At 64.1% G+C, this 17,514-nt stretch carries 14 protein-coding genes; 9 read left to right on the plus strand and 5 right to left on the minus strand.

The window, feature by feature from the left end; translation table 11 throughout:
• Positions 1-81: 81 nt before the first annotated feature.
• The gene (locus tag RM463_RS16380) at positions 82-291 is read right to left on the minus strand and encodes a PP0621 family protein (protein ID WP_311430635.1); all 210 of its coding nucleotides are present in this window, start codon (positions 289-291) and stop codon (positions 82-84) included.
• A 96-nt stretch (positions 292-387) separates the two neighbouring features.
• On the opposite strand from RM463_RS16380, the gene RM463_RS16385 reads away from it, so the two are divergent.
• Positions 388-2,019 carry an NAD+ synthase gene (locus RM463_RS16385; protein ID WP_311430636.1) on the plus strand — a complete coding sequence of 544 codons (1,632 nt, stop codon included), beginning with the start codon at positions 388-390 and terminating at the stop codon, positions 2,017-2,019.
• A gap of 125 nt (positions 2,020-2,144) precedes the next feature.
• On the opposite strand, the gene RM463_RS16390 is transcribed toward RM463_RS16385, so the two are convergent.
• Positions 2,145-3,029, minus strand: coding sequence for an outer membrane protein assembly factor BamD (locus tag RM463_RS16390; protein WP_311430637.1), 885 nt, complete (start codon positions 3,027-3,029; stop codon positions 2,145-2,147).
• 135 nt (positions 3,030-3,164) lie between these two features.
• Between RM463_RS16390 and rluD the strand changes: the two genes are divergently transcribed.
• From rluD to ilvN, 5 genes are all read left to right on the plus strand, one after another.
• Entirely contained in the window at positions 3,165-4,124 is a 960-nt protein-coding gene (rluD, locus tag RM463_RS16395; protein ID WP_195689275.1) for a 23S rRNA pseudouridine(1911/1915/1917) synthase RluD, read from the plus strand.
• Positions 4,125-4,150: 26 nt separating this feature from the next.
• Complete coding sequence (gene pgeF / locus RM463_RS16400) at positions 4,151-4,906, plus strand: peptidoglycan editing factor PgeF (protein ID WP_195689276.1); 756 nt, start codon at positions 4,151-4,153, stop codon at positions 4,904-4,906.
• A 411-nt stretch (positions 4,907-5,317) separates the two neighbouring features.
• The gene (clpB, locus tag RM463_RS16405) at positions 5,318-7,927 is read left to right on the plus strand and encodes an ATP-dependent chaperone ClpB (RefSeq protein WP_311430638.1); all 2,610 of its coding nucleotides are present in this window, start codon (positions 5,318-5,320) and stop codon (positions 7,925-7,927) included.
• 521 nt (positions 7,928-8,448) lie between these two features.
• The gene (locus RM463_RS16410) at positions 8,449-10,173 is read left to right on the plus strand and encodes an acetolactate synthase 3 large subunit (RefSeq protein WP_195689278.1); all 1,725 of its coding nucleotides are present in this window, start codon (positions 8,449-8,451) and stop codon (positions 10,171-10,173) included.
• Positions 10,173-10,664 (plus strand): acetolactate synthase small subunit, encoded by a 492-nt coding sequence (gene ilvN, locus RM463_RS16415; protein WP_132045230.1) that lies wholly within the window; start codon positions 10,173-10,175, stop codon positions 10,662-10,664. The genes RM463_RS16410 and ilvN overlap by 1 nt, the downstream gene beginning before the upstream one ends.
• Positions 10,665-10,957: 293 nt before the next feature.
• Here ilvN and ycaC read toward each other — a convergent pair whose 3' ends face one another.
• Together ycaC and RM463_RS16425 are read right to left on the minus strand one after the other, a co-directional pair.
• A complete protein-coding gene (ycaC, locus tag RM463_RS16420; RefSeq protein ID WP_311430639.1) occupies positions 10,958-11,584 on the minus strand; it encodes an isochorismate family cysteine hydrolase YcaC in 627 nt (208 codons plus the stop codon).
• Positions 11,585-11,656: 72 nt separating this feature from the next.
• Positions 11,657-12,529, minus strand: a complete 873-nt coding sequence (locus RM463_RS16425; protein ID WP_311430640.1) for a pirin family protein — start codon at positions 12,527-12,529, stop codon at positions 11,657-11,659.
• A 119-nt stretch (positions 12,530-12,648) separates the two neighbouring features.
• Between RM463_RS16425 and RM463_RS16430 the strand changes: the two genes are divergently transcribed.
• The gene (locus tag RM463_RS16430) at positions 12,649-13,578 is read left to right on the plus strand and encodes a LysR substrate-binding domain-containing protein (RefSeq protein ID WP_311430641.1); all 930 of its coding nucleotides are present in this window, start codon (positions 12,649-12,651) and stop codon (positions 13,576-13,578) included.
• Positions 13,579-13,777: 199 nt separating this feature from the next.
• Here the strand turns inward: RM463_RS16430 and ilvY are convergent, their stop codons facing one another.
• The gene (gene ilvY, locus RM463_RS16435) at positions 13,778-14,665 is read right to left on the minus strand and encodes an HTH-type transcriptional activator IlvY (protein WP_195689332.1); all 888 of its coding nucleotides are present in this window, start codon (positions 14,663-14,665) and stop codon (positions 13,778-13,780) included.
• A gap of 189 nt (positions 14,666-14,854) precedes the next feature.
• Here ilvY and ilvC point away from each other — a divergent pair, with 189 nt between their 5' ends.
• Both ilvC and pssA read left to right on the plus strand, forming a co-directional pair.
• A complete protein-coding gene (ilvC, locus tag RM463_RS16440; protein WP_409228865.1) occupies positions 14,855-15,871 on the plus strand; it encodes a ketol-acid reductoisomerase in 1,017 nt (338 codons plus the stop codon).
• A 161-nt stretch (positions 15,872-16,032) separates the two neighbouring features.
• Positions 16,033-16,902, plus strand: coding sequence for a CDP-diacylglycerol--serine O-phosphatidyltransferase (gene pssA, locus RM463_RS16445; RefSeq protein ID WP_311430643.1), 870 nt, complete (start codon positions 16,033-16,035; stop codon positions 16,900-16,902).
• Positions 16,903-17,514 lie beyond the last annotated feature (612 nt).

Genomic DNA, 17,514 nt, shown 5'->3' on the forward strand with positions numbered 1-17,514 from the left:
GTGCGGGTCGTCGTCGCTTCCCGGTTCGTCATGTTCCTTCTGCTCTTGAAGGTAGCGGTCCCGGTGGGCGCTGGAGCAGAATCACTCGCCCTGCGCGCGCTGGGCTTCGCTCTCGGGCACATGCACCTGGCACCAGGCGCAGCGCACCATCTGGTTGCCCCGGGAATCGTCGCGGTCGTCCTCCAGCAGCTCTTCACGGTCCAGCTTCCACTCGCGGTACATGCGGTATAGCTTGAGGCCGGCGAAGAACAGCACGGCGAAGATAATCAGGCGTATTATCAAGAGGTTCATCCGGGTGGCTCCCAGGTGGGGTGGTCGGCTTTGCCAGTCGGCCGCCCATGCGGGACAATGAGGGTATTCACTGATTCTCGAGAGATTTCCAAGCCCATGCAAGACCTGACGCTGGTGATGGCTCAGCTGGATCCCCTGGTAGGGGATATTCCCGGCAATACCGATCGCGCCATCGAGGCGGTGCGCGAGGCGCGCATCGAGCATGGCGCCGATATCGTGGTGCTGCCCGAACTCTGTCTGACCGGCTATCCGCCGGAGGACCTGCTGTTGCGACCCTCCATGGAGAGTCGTCTGCGCGAGGCTCGCGCTCGGATGGCCGCCAAGGTCGTGCGTGATGTGCTGGTGATCGTCGGTTATCCCGGCCGTCGCGAGGGGCAGCTCTGGAACTTGGCCGGTGCGCTCTTCGACGGCGAGTGGTTGGGTGAATATGCCAAGCAGGCGCTGCCCAACTACGAGGTGTTCGACGAACAGCGCTACTTTGCCCGGGGCAGCGAGCCGCTGGTGGTCGAGCATCGGGGCGCGAAGTTGGGCCTGCTGATCTGCGAGGATCTCTGGGAGGAGGCCCCGGCGCGCCTGGCGAAGGAGGCCGGTGCCGAGATCCTGATCAGTCTCAACGCCTCGCCCTTCCATCAGGACAAGCCTGCCGAGCGGTTGCGTCTGCTGGAGGAGCGTGCCGCGGCGGTGTCGCTGCCCATCGTCTATGTGAACCAGATCGGCGGCCAGGACGAGCTGGTGTTCGACGGCGGCTCGGCCTGCGTGGACGCTTTCGGCGAGCTGCGCGTGCAGGCGCCCCACTGGGCCGTGGGTGTGATGCCGGTGCAGTTTATTCATCGCCAGGGCGGCTGGGTGCCCCAGGCCGGCGAGACCGAGCCCGATGTCGAGCCGGAGGAGAACCTCTACTGTGCGCTGGTTACCGGCCTGCGTGACTACGTCAACAAGAGCGGCTTCGAGGGGGTGGTGCTGGGACTTTCGGGGGGGATCGACTCCGCCCTGTCACTGGCGATAGCCGTGGATGCCCTGGGCCCCCAGCGGGTACAGGCGGTGATGATGCCCTACCACTACACCGCCGATATCTCCCGGCAGGATGCCGCCGAACAGGCCGATATGCTGGGCGTGCACTACGAGGTGATGCCCATCGAGCCGATGGTGGAGGCATTCATGGAGACCCTCTCCGGTGCCTTCGAGGGCACGACGCGTGACACCACCGAGGAGAACCTGCAGTCCCGCTGTCGTGGCGTACTGTTGATGGCGATCTCCAACAAGAAGGGCCTGATGGTGCTGACCACCGGCAACAAGAGCGAGATGGCGGTGGGCTACTCCACGCTCTATGGCGATATGGTGGGCGGCTACAACGCCATCAAGGATGTCTACAAGACCTGGGTCTATCGTCTGGCGCGCTGGCGCAACACCCAGTCGCCGGCCATCCCCGAGCGGGTGATCGAGCGATCGCCCTCCGCGGAGCTGGCACCCGACCAGAAGGACAGCGACTCGCTGCCCGACTACGACACCCTGGATGCCATTCTGGTGCGCTATATCGAGGGCGACATGAGCGCCGAGGCGATCATCGAGGCGGGCTTCGACCGTGACGATGTCTACCGGGTGGTCAAGCTGGTGGACCGCTGCGAGTACAAGCGTCGCCAGGCTCCGGTGGGGGCGCGGGTAACCCGCCGCGGGTTCGGTCGCGATCGCCGCTATCCTATCGTCAATGGCTGGCAGCCCGGCGAATAGCGCCGACGAGCTATAAGTGCCGAGCTACACAAGTGCCGAGCGACAAGAAAACCCGGAGGCCGAGGCCTCCGGGTTTTCTTTTACTTCGAACGATTGCATGCGTCTGACGTGCAGCTTGCCGCCGGTCAGGCCGAGATCGAGTCGGCGTCGACGTGGCGGGGCGTGAAGGTGCGGCCCCGCAGCTGTTCGTGGTCGGGGGCGTTGTCGATCAGCACTCGCAGGGTCTCGCGGGCGCGGTCGCGCATCTCCAGGCCCAGGTAGCCTTCGACCATGACCGCCAGGGCGTCGCGAGTGGCCTCGCTCTGGGGGTAGTTCTCGATCACCCAGCGACCGCGCTCCACGGCGGCGAGGTAGGCGCCGCGGCGCATGTAGTAGTCGGCGACATGCAGCTCATGGCGCGACAGCAGATTGCGCAGATAGATGATGCGCTGGCGAGCATCCGGTACGTACTGGCTGTTGGGGTAGAGCCGGCCAAGCTCGCGGAAGTCGCTGTAGGCATCGCGGGAGGCGCCCAGGTCGCGCTTGGAGATGTCGATCAGCTTGAGACGCTCGAGGCTGAAGCGACCGGCCTGCCAGGCGGCCAGCCCCCGCATGTAGAGGGCATAGTCGGCCTGGGGATGGCTGGGGTGCAGGCGGATGAAGCGGTTGGCCGCCGCCCGGGTCGCCTCCCAGTTGTCGGTCTCGTAGTAGGCGTAGATCAGCTCCAGCTGGGCCTGCTCGGCGTGAGCACCGAACGGGAAGCGGGTATCGAGTGCCTCGAGCCGGGAAATCGCCGCGGTAAAGTTGCCGCGGTCCAGGGAGTCGCGCGCCTCCTCGTAGAGTTCGCGCTCGCCGAGGTTGGCATACTCGACCTCTTCCTCCGCAACCCGCTGTGAGGGGCTGGCTTGTGCACTGCTGTCGCTCTCGTCGGGCGAGGCGTCGGAGCCACCGCCGAACAGGGAACAGCCGGTCAGCAGGCTGGTAGCCAGGAGCAGGGCCGCGAAACGGGCAGGGGTGTTGGAAACGCGCATCGTGATCCTCGTGGCAAACAACGCGGACGGGCCGTGTTAGAATCGGCCGTAAACCCGCCCACTATAAAGCACTGCGTGGCAAAACGCAGTCATCGGCGGCGCCCGATTCCGATCCCCGAAACGGTCACTCTCTTCATGTCCCAGACCTTCGAAGCACAGCAGCGTGTTCCCGACGCGATGGCCGGCCAGCGGCTCGACCAGGCCGCGGCGGAGCTCTTCTCCGACTTTTCCCGCGAGCGCCTGAAGGCCTGGATCAAGGCCGGCGACCTGACCCTGGACGACCAGACGGCACGCCCCAGGGATAAGGTCTACGGAGGCGAATGGCTGCGCCTCTGCACCGAAGTCGAGGACGATACCCGCTTCGAGCCCGAGGATATTCCCCTCGAGGTGGTGTACGAGGATGAGCAGGTGCTGGTGATCAACAAGCCGCCGGGCCTGGTGGTGCACCCGGCAGCAGGCAACCCGAATGGCACCCTGCTCAATGCGCTGCTGCATCACGACCCGGCGCTGGCGACGGTGCCCCGGGCCGGCATCGTTCATCGCCTGGATAAGGACACCAGTGGCCTGATGGTGGTGGCCAGGACACTGGCCGCCCAGACGGCGCTGGTGGAGCAGCTGCAGGCACGCACGGTGTCACGGGAGTATGACGCCATCAGCGTGGGGGTGATGACCGCCGGCGGCACAGTGAATGCGCCGATCGGCCGACATGCCAAGGATCGCAAGCGCCAGGCGGTGACCGCCGCCGGCAAGCCGGCGGTGACCCACTACCGTGTGGTCGAGCGCTTCCGTGCTCATACCCATGTGCGCTGCCGGCTGGAGACCGGGCGTACTCACCAGATCCGCGTGCACCTGGCGCACCTGCGCTACCCGCTGGTCGGCGATCCCGTCTACGGCGGTCGTCTCAAGCTGCCCGCCGGCTCCTCGGATACGCTCAAGGAGATTCTGCGCGAGTTTCCTCGCCAGGCGCTGCACGCCCGCCGGCTGGCTTTCGTGCATCCGGGCAGTGGTGAGACGATGAGCTTCCGGGCGGCCCTGCCGGACGATCTGCTGATGTTGCTCGACTACCTGCGTGACGATCACGAGACGATGCGCTGAACCCCTGCGGCACCGAGGATACTGTCATGAGCGACGCCCCCGACCTGCGGCCCACCCTGGTCCTGCCCGACTGGCCGGCACCCACCTCCGTGGGGGCCTTCGTCACCACCCGCGAGACCGGTCCCAGCCAGGGGGACTTTGCCTGCTTCAACCCGGCCGACCATGTGGGAGACAACCCCGCCCATGTGGCGCTATGCCGTCGCCTGCTGCACAAGCAGGTCGATAACGAACGACCGCTGCTGTGGCTTAATCAGGTACACGGGGCGCGGGTTCAGCAAGGCTATACGGACGAATCGCCGGAGGCCGATGCCGCGGTCGCCCTCGATCGTGGTCATGCCTGCGTGGTCCTTACCGCCGACTGCCTGCCGGTCTTCTTCTGTGACCGCCGCGGCGAGCGCGTGGCGGTGGCCCATGCCGGCTGGCGTGGGCTGGCGGGCGGGGTGCTGGAGGCCACGGTGGCGGCACTGGGTGTGCCGCCCGAGGAGCAGCTGGCCTGGCTGGGGCCGGCGATCTCCAATGCCCAGTTCGAGGTGGGACCCGAGGTCTATCAGGCCTTCGTTGGCGTGCACCCCGAGGCCGCCGATGCCTTCGACCCCAGCCCCTATCGCCTGGGCCACTACATGGCCGACCTCTACCGCCTGGCGCGCCTGCGTCTGGAGCGTCTGGGCGTCTCCCATATCAGCGGCGGCCACTTCTGCACCGCCTGCGAGTCACGCTTCTACTCCCACCGTCGCGACAATGGCAGCACGGGAAGAATGGCCAGCGTGATCTGGCTGCGCTGAAGCGAGCTACAAGCTTCAAGGCTCAAGGAAACCCGCGGCTATCGCAGACGCACTAAGCTAGAGGCGCCGGGGATAGGTCGCAGAGGGGGGCCGAGGACCAGGGGTGAGGAGCACTGCTCCGAACGGGCTGGCCATGGATGGCCAGCACCGGACCTGCAAGCGGAGCGGGACGCGAGAGCGCCGCAGGGCCGAGGTAGCGTATAGGGAAGTATTTACAGCGCCCCCTCGAAGTCCTGTCGCCGGAGCAGCCTCGCGCAACCCCTTGTCGCTTGATCCGCGTCAACTTGTCATGCACTTCCTCCCGACGGCCGACTTGAAACCGGCCTGACTTGACGCCATTTAAGTTGTCAAGACATTCACAGGGTCAAGCGGGGCGTCCGATCGCCTCGCCATCCCGATGGAGGACGTGATATGCGTTTCGACAAGTTTACCGCCAAGCTGCAGAACGCCGTGGCCGATGCCCAGTCGCTGGCCGTGGGGCACGGTCATAACCAGCTCGAGCCCGGCCATCTGCTGCTGGCGCTGCTCGACGCCACCGACACCGGTGCCAAGGCGCTGGTTCAGAGGGCCGGTGGCGATGCCGCCCGGTTGCGCGATGTGCTGGTCGGGCATCTCGACGACCTGCCCAGGGTCGCCCAGTTCGACGGTGAGGTGCAGCCCTCCCGCGACCTGATCAAGCTGTTCAATCTCACCGATCGCGAGGCCCAGAAGCGTGGTGATCAGTACATCGCCAGCGAGCTGGTGCTGCTCGCCGCGCTGGAGATGGGGGGCGCGGTCGGCAAGCTGCTCACCCAAGCGGGGCTCTCGCGCCAGGCGCTGGAGTCCGCGGTCGATGGCGTGCGCGGTGGCGAGAGGGTCGATGACCCCAATGCCGAGGATCAGCGCGAGGCGCTGGAAAAGTACACCCTGGACCTCAACGAGCGGGCCGCCAGCGGCAAGATCGACCCGGTAATCGGGCGTGATGACGAGATCCGCCGCACCATTCAGGTCCTCCAGCGGCGCACCAAGAACAACCCGGTGCTGATCGGTGAGCCCGGGGTCGGCAAGACCGCCATCGTCGAGGGGCTGGCTCAGCGCATCGTCGATGGCGAGGTGCCCGAGGGGCTCAAGGACAAGCGCGTGCTGTCGCTGGATATGGGCGCGCTGCTGGCCGGGGCCAAGTTCCGTGGCGAGTTCGAGGAGCGTCTCAAGTCGGTGCTCAAGGAGCTCGCCCAGGAGGAGGGCCGGGTCATCCTGTTTATCGATGAGCTGCACACCATGGTGGGGGCAGGCAAGGCCGAGGGGGCCATGGATGCCGGCAATATGCTCAAGCCGGCCCTGGCTCGCGGCGAGCTGCACTGCGTGGGTGCCACCACCCTCGATGAGTATCGCCAGTACATCGAGAAGGATGCGGCGCTGGAGCGTCGCTTCCAGAAGGTGGTGGTGGATGAGCCTTCGGAGGAAGACACCGTGGCGATCCTGCGTGGCCTCAAGGAGCGCTACGAGGTGCACCACAAGGTCGATATCACGGATGGCGCCATTATCGCCGCGGCCAAGCTCTCCACCCGCTATATCACCGATCGCAAGCTGCCCGACAAGGCGATCGACCTGATCGACGAGGCCTCCTCGCGCATTCGCATGGAGCTCGACTCCAAGCCCGAGGAGATGGATCGTCTCGACCGCCGGCTGATTCAGCTGAAGATGGAGCGCGAGCACCTCAAGAAGGAGACCGACGAGGCCTCTCGCCGGCGCCTGGAGAGCCTCGAGGAGGAGATCGCCGAGCTCGAGCGTGACTATGCCGATCTCGACGAGGTGTGGAAGGCCGAGAAGGCCAGCATCCAGGGGGCGGGACAGTTCAAGGAGGAGCTCGACCGGGCTCGCATCGATCTGGAACAGGCCAGGCGACAGGGGGACCTGGCACGGATGTCCGAGCTGCAGTACGGCGTGATCCCCGAGCTCGAGAAGAAGATCGCCGAGTTCAGCGAGGCCGAGTCGGATACCTCGAAGCATACCCTGCTGCGCTCCAACGTCACCGAGGAGGAGATCGCCGAGGTGGTCTCGCGCTGGACCGGCATTCCGGTCGCCAAGATGCTCGAGGGTGAGCGTGACAAGCTGCTGCGCATGGAGGAGGCGCTGCATGAGCGGGTGATCGGCCAGCACGAGGCGGTGACCGCGGTGGCCAATGCCGTGCGTCGCTCCCGGGCAGGGCTGGCCGACCCACATCGTCCCAACGGCTCCTTCCTGTTCCTCGGCCCCACCGGGGTCGGCAAGACGGAGCTGTGCAAGTCGCTGGCCAACTTCCTCTTCGATACCGAGGAGGCGATGGTGCGCATCGACATGTCGGAGTTCATGGAGAAGCACTCCGTGGCAAGGCTGATCGGTGCCCCTCCCGGCTATGTCGGCTACGAGGAGGGGGGCTATCTGACCGAGGCGGTGCGTCGCAAGCCCTACTCGGTGCTGCTGCTCGACGAGGTGGAGAAGGCACACCCGGATGTCTTCAATATCCTGCTGCAGGTGCTGGAAGATGGACGCCTCACCGATGGCCAGGGTCGCACCGTGGACTTCCGCAATACGGTGATCGTGATGACCTCCAACATGGGTTCGGACATCATCCAGCGCATGGGCGGTGGCGACACCGGATACGAGCAGATGAAGAGTGCGGTAATGGAGGTGGTCGGTACTCACTTCCGCCCCGAGCTGATCAACCGCATCGATGAGGTGGTGGTGTTCCATGCCCTCGGACAGGAGCAGATCCAGGCCATCGCCGGGATCCAGCTCGATCGCCTGCGTATGCGACTGGCGGAGCATGAGCTCTCTCTGGAGGTCAGCGATGCGGCCATGGCCCAGCTCGCGGTGGTGGGCTTCGATCCGGTCTTCGGTGCGCGGCCGCTCAAGCGGGCCATCCAGGCGCGTATCGAGAACCCGCTGGCCCAGGATCTGCTGGCCGGAAAGTTCGCGCCCGGCGACACCATCCAGGTGGACGCCGAAGAGGATCGGCTGGTGTTCGGTAGCTCACGGGAGGGTGCCGCCGTACAGAAGTGAAGGGAAGCCGGTGCCGGCGCACGCTGGGGCGAGCGTCGGCACTCGCATCCTGAGCCTGGCCGGCTAGACTGAATGACAGGTTGCGTCCTGTAACCCCCTTGCCCGCCCCTCCCTGCGAGAGAGCGGGCTTTTTTTGGATCAGATTTCCAATCTCGCCTTGCCCAACCCCCTTTCATGGGCTACCCACGCTGTTTCCGCGGTTGACACGCCCTTGGCGCTAATGGAATCTTGACCCTTCCTGATACGGGCACGGACCCAGCGGGCAATCCCCCATTACCGTGTGAAGGGTAGGCCTGTGGCCTCTACCCGCCGAAGGACTTCCGATTGCGGGCTCACCGCCCGGGTCGGCCAACGCCCCGACGCGGCAAACCGCCGTGATGAGAGTGCAGGCCCTAACAGGGCTTCTTGCCAGGGTTTGGCATCAGGTGCCGGTGTATCCGGCAGCGGCATACCGCCGCACTCGACACCGTTGCCCCAAGTGGTGACGGATCGCACTCGAGACCTCCAGGGGAGAAAAACACGTGGAATTGCTTTCCGGCGCGGACATGATCGCCCGCTTCCTGCAGGATGAGGGCGTCGAATATATCTATGGTTATCCCGGTGGCGCGGCGCTGCATATCTATGACGCCCTGTTCCGCCAGGACAAGGTCAAACATATCCTGGTACGCCATGAACAGGCCGCCACCCATGCCGCCGATGGCTATGCGCGAGCCTCCGGCAAGCCAGGCACGGTACTGGTGACCTCCGGTCCCGGCGCTACCAACGCCGTCACCGGCATCGCCACCGCCTATATGGACTCGATTCCGATGGTGGTGCTGTGTGGCCAGGTGATGAGCCACCTGATCGGCGATGATGCCTTCCAGGAAACCGACATCGTTGGCGTGACTCGGCCGATCGTGAAGCACAGCTTCTCGATCAAGCATCCGAGCGAGATTCCGGAAGTCCTCAAGAAGGCCTACTACCTGGCCGCCAGTGGCCGGCCGGGCCCGGTCGTGGTGGATATTCCCAAGGACATGACGGCCCCCACCGAGCGCTACGAGTACGTCTACCCCAAGAAGGTCAAGATGCGCTCGTACAATCCGGTGACCCGCGGCCATAGCGGTCAGATCAAGAAGGCCGTGGAGCTGATGCTCAAGGCCAAGCGCCCGGTGTTCTATACCGGCGGCGGGGTGGTCACCGGGCGGGCCAGCGAAGGCCTGACCGACCTGGTCAAGCGACTGGGCTACCCCATCACCACCACCCTGATGGGCATCGGCGCCTATCCCCAGAGCGACCGCCAGTGCCTGGGCTGGCTGGGCATGCACGGCTCCTATGAGTCGAACATGGCCATGCACCATGCCGATCTGGTGATCGCCATCGGCGCGCGTTTCGACGACCGCGTGACCAACAACACCTCGAAGTTCTGCCCCACCGCCAAGGTCATCCATGTGGATATCGACCCCAGCTCGGTCTCCAAGACCGTGCGGGCCGATGTGCCCATCGTGGGGCCGGCGGGCAGCGTGATCAGCGAGATGATCAGCCTGGTGCAGGGCAAGGAGATCGCCAATCCGGAGGCCCTCGAGGAGTGGTGGCAGAAGATCGAGGGCTGGCGCGAAGAGCGCGCGGGCAAGCTCTATGAGCCCTCCAGGCCCGGCGAGACGCTCAAGCCTCAGGAGGTGGTCGAGGCACTGTGCCGGGTGACGCGCGGCGAGGCCTATGTGACCACCGATGTCGGACAGCACCAGATGTTCGCGGCCCAGTATTACAAGTTCGACAAGCCCAACCGCTTCATTACCTCGGGGGGGCTTGGCACCATGGGCTTCGGATTCCCGGCCGCCATGGGAATCAAGCAGAACTTCCCGGATGAGCAGGTGATCTGCGTGACCGGGGAGGGCAGCTTCCAGATGATGATGCAGGAGCTCTCCACCTGTAAGCAGTTCGGGGGCGGCGTGAAGATCGTCAACCTCAACAATGCGTCACTGGGCATGGTGCGCCAGTGGCAGGACCTCAACTACAAGTCGCGCCATGCGCACTCCTACATGGAGTCGCTGCCCGACTTCCAGAAGCTGATCGAGTCCTATGGCTTCACTGCGCTGAAGGTCGAGACCCTCGAAGAGCTCGAGCCGGCACTGGAGCGTGCCTTCGCCGATCCGCACGAGCTGGTGTTCCTCGACGTTGCGGTTGACCCGCACGAGCACGTCTATCCGATGCAGGTGCCCCTTGGCTCCATGCGTGACATGCTGCTTTCCAAGACGGAGCGGACCTGATGCGCCATATCATCTCGATTCTGATGGAAAACGAACCGGGCGCCCTGTCTCGCGTGGTGGGGCTCTTCTCTCAGCGTAACTTCAATATCGAGACGCTGAACGTGGCGCCCACCGAGGACCCGACCCTGTCGCGCCTGACGGTCACGACCGTGGGAGACGACCGGGTCGTCGAGCAGATCACCAAGCACCTCAACAAGCTGATCGATGTGGTCAAGCTGGTCGACCTCACCGAGGGCAACCATATCGAGCGGGAGTTGATGCTGGTGAAGGTGAAGGCATTGGGGGCGAACCGCGACGAGGTCAAGCGCACCGCGGATATCTTCCGCGCGCAGATCGTCGATGTGAGCCCGAGCCTGTTCACCGTGCAGATCGCCGGCGACGCCGGCAAGCTCGATGCCTTCCTGCAGGCCATGGAGCCGGTAGGAGTGCTGGAAGTGGCGCGTACCGGGGTGTCGGGGATTGCCCGGGGCGACAAGGTGTTGAGCCTCTAGCTCGACTCCTGGTTGTTAGTGGTATGCGAAGGCCGCCTCTCGAGGCGGCCTTCTGCTGCCAGCAGGACCCGGCCGCCGACGGACAACGCCACCGGCACCTCGTCGCGGCCGCTACCCAGGTAGGCCAGCTTGTGGGTGGCGCAGGTGTCGCCCCCGATCTCCAGGTCACCCTGAAGCGCCTTGTGCCGGCGGCCGAGCCCTAGGCGCTCTATCGACAGCGTCGAGACGCACAGCGGTGCCTATTCGAGGCTTGTCGCCTGGTCGCTGTCATGGGTTCGTACCGGGTCGGCGCCTTAGTCCAGCTTGCTTTGCTGATTATAACTCTGCATCAGGTTGGCGTAGGCGGGCAGGTGGCCGGCCAGCAGGCCGCCGAAGCCTTCGATATCGTTACGCCAGTCGCGGTGCAGCTCGCAGCCCACGCCGAACCAGGTCATCAGCTGGGCACCGGCCTGGGACATGCGATCCCAGGCGGCCTCCCGGGTGGTCTGATTGAAGGTTCCGGAAGCGTCGGTGACCACGAAGACCTCATAGCCCTCCTCCAGAGCCGAGAGCGCCGGGAAGGCCACGCACACTTCGGTGACCACCCCGGCGATCAGCAGCTGCTTCTTGCCGGTGGCCTTGATGGCGGCGACGAACTCCTCGTTGTCCCAGGCGTTGATCTGCCCCGGGCGGGCCAAATAAGGCGCCTGCGGGAACATCTCCTTGAGCTCCGGCACCATGGGGCCGTTGGGTCCATCCTCGAAACTGGTGGTGAGGATGGTGGGGATAGCGAAGAACCTGGCGATATCGGCCAGGGCCAGGACATTGTTCTTGAAGTCGTCCGGGCTGAAGTCGCGCACCAGAGAGAGCAGGCCGGCCTGGTGGTCCACCATCAGCAGGGCCACATCATCCTTGTCGAGTCGGTTGTAGGTAAAGGACATGGTCATTCTCCTTTCGCTGTCATTGGCAGTCAGGGGACTGCCCGGCGACCATCGCCGGGCAAGGGTGGGGGCTCATCTGCCCCTCGAATCGCCGAACTTTCCGGCTTGGAAGTCGGCAAAGGCTTGCTGGATCTCGATCTCGTTGTTCATCACGAAGGGGCCCTGGCCGGCCACCGGTTCGTCGATGGGTTCGCCGCTCAGCAGTAACAGCTTGGCGTCGTTGTTGGCCTCCAGGTGAAAGGCCTCACCGGGGCGCTCGAAGGCGACGACGCTCTCGTCGCGGACGATGCGCTCGCCGTTGATCAGTGCCGTGCCCTCCAGCACGACCAGTAGGGTCGTATGGCCCTCGGGTATGTCGAGCCTGACATCACCACCGGCCACCAGGCGCAGGTCCCAGACGTTGATGGGAGTAAAGGTGCACGCGGGACCTTGCCGATCAAGATAGCTGCCTGCGACCACTCTGAGCTGGCCGGCATTACCCCGCAGCTCGACTCGGGGGATCTCGCTGTCGAGAAGGGTCTGGTAGGCTGGCGAGGCGGACTTGTCCCGGGCCGGCAGGTTGACCCATAGCTGCACCATTTCCAGGAGGCCACCACCTTCGGCGAAGGCTGGTGCGTGGTACTCCTCATGAACGATACCTGCGCCGGCGGTCATCCACTGGACATCGCCCTCGCCGATCTGGCCGCCATGCCCCGCCGAGTCGCGGTGCTCAAGAGCTCCCTGGTAGACCAGCGTCACGGTCTCGAAGCCCCGATGGGGATGGGGTCCCACCCCTCGGCGGTAGCGAGTCGGGCTAAAGCTGTGCGGACCGGCATGGTCGAGCATCAGGAACGGGCTGATGTGTTCGGCCCCCAGGCGGTCGTAGCTGAGCAGGGAGCGCACCGGAAAACCGTCGCCGACCCAATGACCGTGTGGGGCGCCGTATACTGCTTGTATCGCCTTCATCTTCGGCTCCTGTCATGACGGAAGAGGCTTGCCTTCCGATGCAGAAAGCCTACACCTTGAACAGTGATGCTTTTATACGCTGAAATTGACACTCAGCGTTTCACTGGTGGAACGAAAACATGCAGGACCTCAACGACCTCTACTACTTCGTTAAGGTGGTGGACCACGGCGGCTTCGCCCCGGCCGGGCGCGCTCTGGGCATTCCCAAGTCGAAGCTGAGCCGGCGCATCAACCAGCTAGAGGAGCGCCTCGCTACGCGGCTGATCAACCGTTCGACCCGTCATCTCTCGGTCACCGAGCTGGGGCAGGTCTACTATCGTCACTGCCTGGCCATGCTGGTAGAGGCGGAAGCCGCCGAGGAGCTGATCCAGCGCCATCATGCCGAACCTCAGGGCACGGTACGGCTGAGCTGCTCGCCCAGCGTGCTGCACTATCTGATCACGCCGCTGCTAGTGCGCTTCATGGCTCGCTGTCCCAAGGTGGAGGTTCAGGTGGAGGCCACCAGCCGGCGGGTGGACGTGATCAAGGAAGGCCTCGATCTGGCGATCCGTGTGCGCTTCCCGCCGCTTGAGGACAGCGACCTGACCATGAAGGTGCTCGCTTCAAGCCCTCAACGGCTGATGGCCGCCCCTACCCTGTTTAACAACCGGCCATGGCCCCGCAGCCCGGCAGACCTCGCCGGGCTGCCGAGTCTCGACTTCGAATCATACGACAACCGCCACTGCTGGGACCTGGTAGGGCCAGAGGGGGCCAGCGCGCAAATCTCCCATCGACCGCGGCTGGTTACCGACAGCGCCGAGACCCTGCATGCCGCCGCGCTGAAAGGGCTTGGCGTGGTCAAGCTTGGGTTACTGGTCGGCGCTCGAGATATCCAGGCCGGTCGGTTGGTCGACGTCCTTCCGGGCTGGGAGCCTCGGGGGGGAATCCTGCATGCGGTCTTCCCCTCGCGGCGGGGACTGCTGCCGGCGGTCCGGGCGCTTCTCGACTTTCTGGACGAGCAGATCGCGGAGGAGGACTTCGCTACCCTGGAGGCTCTGATCAACGCGTAAGGAACGTCTTGATGGATAAACGCCGACGTCTCCTGTAGACACTCACAATACCGCCTACAGGGCTATGACCTTTCAATTTCACGCGATAAGAAAAACGTCGTTTTCTTCACTCATGCTGACCGCCTATCCAGGCCCTCCTGGGGCGGCGGTTTTTATGTAAAGACGTTGCGAAAAAGTTGTTTTTTCGCCAGCACATTGCCTACCTTTCCGCCACTTCATCCCACAGGGCGCGGATCAGCGGGCTCTTCAGGCGCCGTTCCAGCACACAGAGGCCGACGTCGTAATGGGGTAGTTCCGGTTTCACGGGCAGCACACGCACACGCTCGCGCAGCGGGCTGTTGTCGAGCACGATCCGGGGCACCACGCCGATGCCGAAGCTCAGGCCCACCATGCTGACGATCGCCTCGTGTCCGGCAACCTGGGCATAGATCCTCGGCACGATGCCCAGGGCGCGAAACCAGGTGTCGGCGTAGCTGCGCGAGAGTCCCGCCTCGGAGAGGATCATCGGTACCTCACGCCACTGCTCGGCGCAGGGTGTCTCGGGCGTGGAGGGGATCCAGTCCGGTGCCTCCCTGGGGGCGATAAACACCAGCGGGGCTCGGGTCAGCGACTTGAAGGCGAGGGCCTCCGGGGGCTGGCGCGGGCGGGGGGTGATCGCCATGTCCTCGTCACCGGCCAGGACCCGGTTCATGGCTTCGGCGGGGTCGCCGGTGTGCAGCTTGAGCTCGATGCCGGGGTGGTGGCTGCGGAACTCGCTGAGCAGCTCGTAGAGAAAGCTGTAGCTGGCGGTGACCGAGCAGTAGACGCTGATCTTGCCGGTCAGTCGGCGGGCCTCGCTCATCAGCGACTGGCGTAGCTCTTCCCACCGCTCGAGAGTCTCACGGGCATAGTGCTGGAAGATCTCGCCCTGGCGGGTCAGCGCCACGTGGCGGTTGTCGCGCTCGAAGAGGGTGACGCCCAGGCTCTCCTCCAGATGTCGGATGGAGCGGGAGAGGGTGGAGGTACTGATGTGACACGCCTCGCTGGCGCGCCCGAAGTGCAGGGACTCCGCCAGGGCGAGGAAGTGATTGAGGGGGCGCATGTCCATGGCCATTATTGTTGCACAAATCGGGATGTGTCGTTGCAAATATAGCGTTTTACGCAATGGCTGGGCTGACGTATGGTTGGGTCATCGGATGCCGCAAGCCCAGCCCTGCGCTAGACGGGGCGGGTGGCCATCGACGCTGACACGCCTTACTCAACCATGTTTTTCAGATCACGTTTCCAGGAGCACGAGATGCACGTTTATTACGACAAGGATTGCGATCTCTCCCTTATCCAGGGCAAGAAGGTCACCATCGTGGGTTACGGCTCCCAGGGCCATGCCCATGCCAACAACCTCAAGGAGTCGGGTGTCGACGTTACCGTCGCCCTGCGTGAGGGATCCTCTTCTGCCGCCAAGGCTGAGGGTGCTGGCCTCAAGGTGGCTTCCGTCGAGGAGGCGTGCAAGAGCGCCGATGTGGTGATGATCCTGGCGCCTGACGAGAACCAGAAGGCGATCTACGAGAATCAGGTCGAGCCCAACCTGAAGCAGGGCGCGACCCTGGCCTTCGCCCATGGCTTCAACATCCACTACAACCAGATCGAGCCGCGCAGCGACCTGGATGTGGTGATGATCGCCCCCAAGGCGCCGGGCCATACCGTACGCTCCGAATTCGTGCGTGGCGGCGGCATCCCCGACCTGATCGCCATTCACCAGGACGCTACCGGCAACGCCAAGGAGCTGTCGCTCTCCTACGCGGCAGCCATCGGCGGCGGTCGCAGCGGTATCATCGAGACCACCTTCAAGGATGAGACCGAGACCGACCTGTTCGGCGAGCAGGCCGTGCTGTGCGGTGGCGCCGTCGAGCTGGTCAAGGCCGGTTTCGAGACCCTCACCGAGGCAGGCTACGCACCGGAAATGGCCTACTTCGAGTGTCTGCATGAGCTCAAGCTGATCGTCGACCTGATGTACGAGGGCGGCATCGCCAACATGAACTACTCCATCTCCAACAACGCGGAGTATGGCGAGTACGTGACCGGCACCGAGGTGATCAACGAGCAGTCGCGTGCCGCCATGCGCAATGCGCTCAAGCGCATCCAGACCGGCGAGTATGCCAAGATGTTCATCAACGAGGGCAACAGCAACTACTCCTCGATGACCGCCCGCCGTCGTCTGAACGCCGAGCATGAGATTGAGCAGGTGGGGGCCAAGCTGCGCGGCATGATGCCGTGGATCGCCGCCAACCAGCTGGTCGACAAGACCAAGAACTGATCGTCCGGTTCGGTCGAGAGTGACAACACGACCAGGGGCGCGGGTGACCGCGCCCTTGGTCGTTTTGGTGTGACCGACGCTGAATGGCAGCGAGTCGGCTTTGCGCTTGTGGGTGGTCGTGCAAGAATGGCCAGCATGACTTCCAGGCAATGGGTGGGACAATGAGTCAGGATTCCCGTAATAACGAGCATGTCGACACGCCGCATGGCGAGGATTCGCCCCGGGAGCAGGGGGGCCACCGGGAAGAGGACCTGGCGTCGGTCTTTCTGCGTGAGACGGAGGTGATCGAGGAGGCCGAAGAGGATGGGCGTACCGTCCGGCGCAAGGGTATCTATCTGTTGCCCAACCTCTTTACCACTTCGGCCCTGTTCGCCGGCTTCTTCGCCGTTGTTGCCGGTATCAACGGTGACTTTGCCGCGGCTTCCGTGGCGATCTTTATCGCCATGGTGCTCGATGGGCTGGATGGCCGGGTCGCCCGGATGACCAATACCCAGAGCGCCTTCGGTGCCGAGTACGACAGCCTCTCCGATATGCTCTCCTTCGGGGTGGCGCCAGCGCTGGTGTCCTTTACCTGGATTCTTCAGGATATCGGCAAGACCGGCTGGGTGGTGGCCTTTCTCTATGTGGCCTGTGCCGCCTTGCGGCTGGCCCGCTTCAATGTACAGGTCGGCAGCGTCGACAAGAAGTGGTTCATTGGCCTGCCCAGCCCCTCGGCGGCGGCGCTGGTGGCGGCCAGTGTCTGGACCTTCCATAGCTTCGATGCCGAAGCCTTCGGCTACAAGCTGCTGATGCTGGTGATTGTCGGTGCCGCCGGGGTGCTGATGGTCAGCAATATTCGCTACTACAGCTTCAAGGATGTGGACGTCAAGGGGCCGGTCCCCTTCGTGGTGCTGCTCGCCATCGTGCTGGGCTTCGTGGTGATCTCCCTTGAGCCCTCCGTGATGCTGTTGCTGCTGTTCGGCACCTATGTCACCTCGGGCCCGCTGATGGCGACGATGCGCAAGCTGCGTCATGCGCCTCCATCGCGCTGATCCGAGCTCATGTCGCATATACCGACGCCCGCCCCGTGCGGGCGTCGTCGGTTTTGAAGCTTTTTTACAGGAAGGCCTTGCGGACCCGCGGGGAAAGCCGTAAAGTACGCATCCGCTGCCGGCGACGGGCAAACGTTGCAGGCGGTGGAGGTGGCAGAAGTGGCTGTTCTACAATGGTTTTTTTCGGAAGGCTTCGAAAATCACCGGTTGACAGTCGCGGCAGATTCGCTAGAATGTGCGCCACTCGTGACGGCGGCCTCACGGCCTCCGCGGCGATCCTCTCGAAACGACCCTTCAAGGGTTGAGTGTCGAAAGGTGTCGGTCACTCGCAAGGTTCCTCGGAATACTTCGCCGGGTTGACAACGACAGTCAGTCACGTAGAATACGCCTTCCTCGCAGGGCGCTGGCGAGACCGCCGCTTCTTCGGTATGCAGTTCGGTACCAGGTGATAAAGCGACGGCACGACAGCAAGCGAGACGCTCCGTCTCTCAACGAGACGTGAGCCGCTCTTTAACAATCGATCAGGTAATTCATGTGGGCGCTTGTCGATGGCTCGGTGATCATGTCACAGAACCATCAAGGCAAGCGACTCGTCATAGATCGCAAGATCTA

It is taken from the genome of Halomonas sp. LES1, from assembly GCF_031846005.1.
Lineage (GTDB): Bacteria > Pseudomonadota > Gammaproteobacteria > Pseudomonadales > Halomonadaceae > Halomonas.

Bases quoted from the DNA above. Each gene is read 5' to 3' on its own strand.
- RM463_RS16380 (WP_311430635.1), bottom strand. From the start codon at position 291: ATGAACCTCTTGATAATACGCCTGATTATCTTCGCCGTGCTGTTCTTC.
- RM463_RS16385 (WP_311430636.1), top strand. From the start codon at position 388: ATGCAAGACCTGACGCTGGTGATGGCTCAGCTGGATCCCCTGGTAGGG.
- RM463_RS16390 (WP_311430637.1), bottom strand. From the start codon at position 3,029: ATGCGCGTTTCCAACACCCCTGCCCGTTTCGCGGCCCTGCTCCTGGCT.
- rluD (WP_195689275.1), top strand. From the start codon at position 3,165: ATGTCCCAGACCTTCGAAGCACAGCAGCGTGTTCCCGACGCGATGGCC.
- pgeF (WP_195689276.1), top strand. From the start codon at position 4,151: ATGAGCGACGCCCCCGACCTGCGGCCCACCCTGGTCCTGCCCGACTGG.
- clpB (WP_311430638.1), top strand. From the start codon at position 5,318: ATGCGTTTCGACAAGTTTACCGCCAAGCTGCAGAACGCCGTGGCCGAT.
- ilvN (WP_132045230.1), top strand. From the start codon at position 10,173: ATGCGCCATATCATCTCGATTCTGATGGAAAACGAACCGGGCGCCCTG.
- ycaC (WP_311430639.1), bottom strand. From the start codon at position 11,584: ATGTCCTTTACCTACAACCGACTCGACAAGGATGATGTGGCCCTGCTG.
- RM463_RS16425 (WP_311430640.1), bottom strand. From the start codon at position 12,529: ATGAAGGCGATACAAGCAGTATACGGCGCCCCACACGGTCATTGGGTC.
- RM463_RS16430 (WP_311430641.1), top strand. From the start codon at position 12,649: ATGCAGGACCTCAACGACCTCTACTACTTCGTTAAGGTGGTGGACCAC.
- ilvY (WP_195689332.1), bottom strand. From the start codon at position 14,665: ATGGACATGCGCCCCCTCAATCACTTCCTCGCCCTGGCGGAGTCCCTG.
- ilvC (WP_409228865.1), top strand. From the start codon at position 14,855: ATGCACGTTTATTACGACAAGGATTGCGATCTCTCCCTTATCCAGGGC.
- pssA (WP_311430643.1), top strand. From the start codon at position 16,033: ATGAGTCAGGATTCCCGTAATAACGAGCATGTCGACACGCCGCATGGC.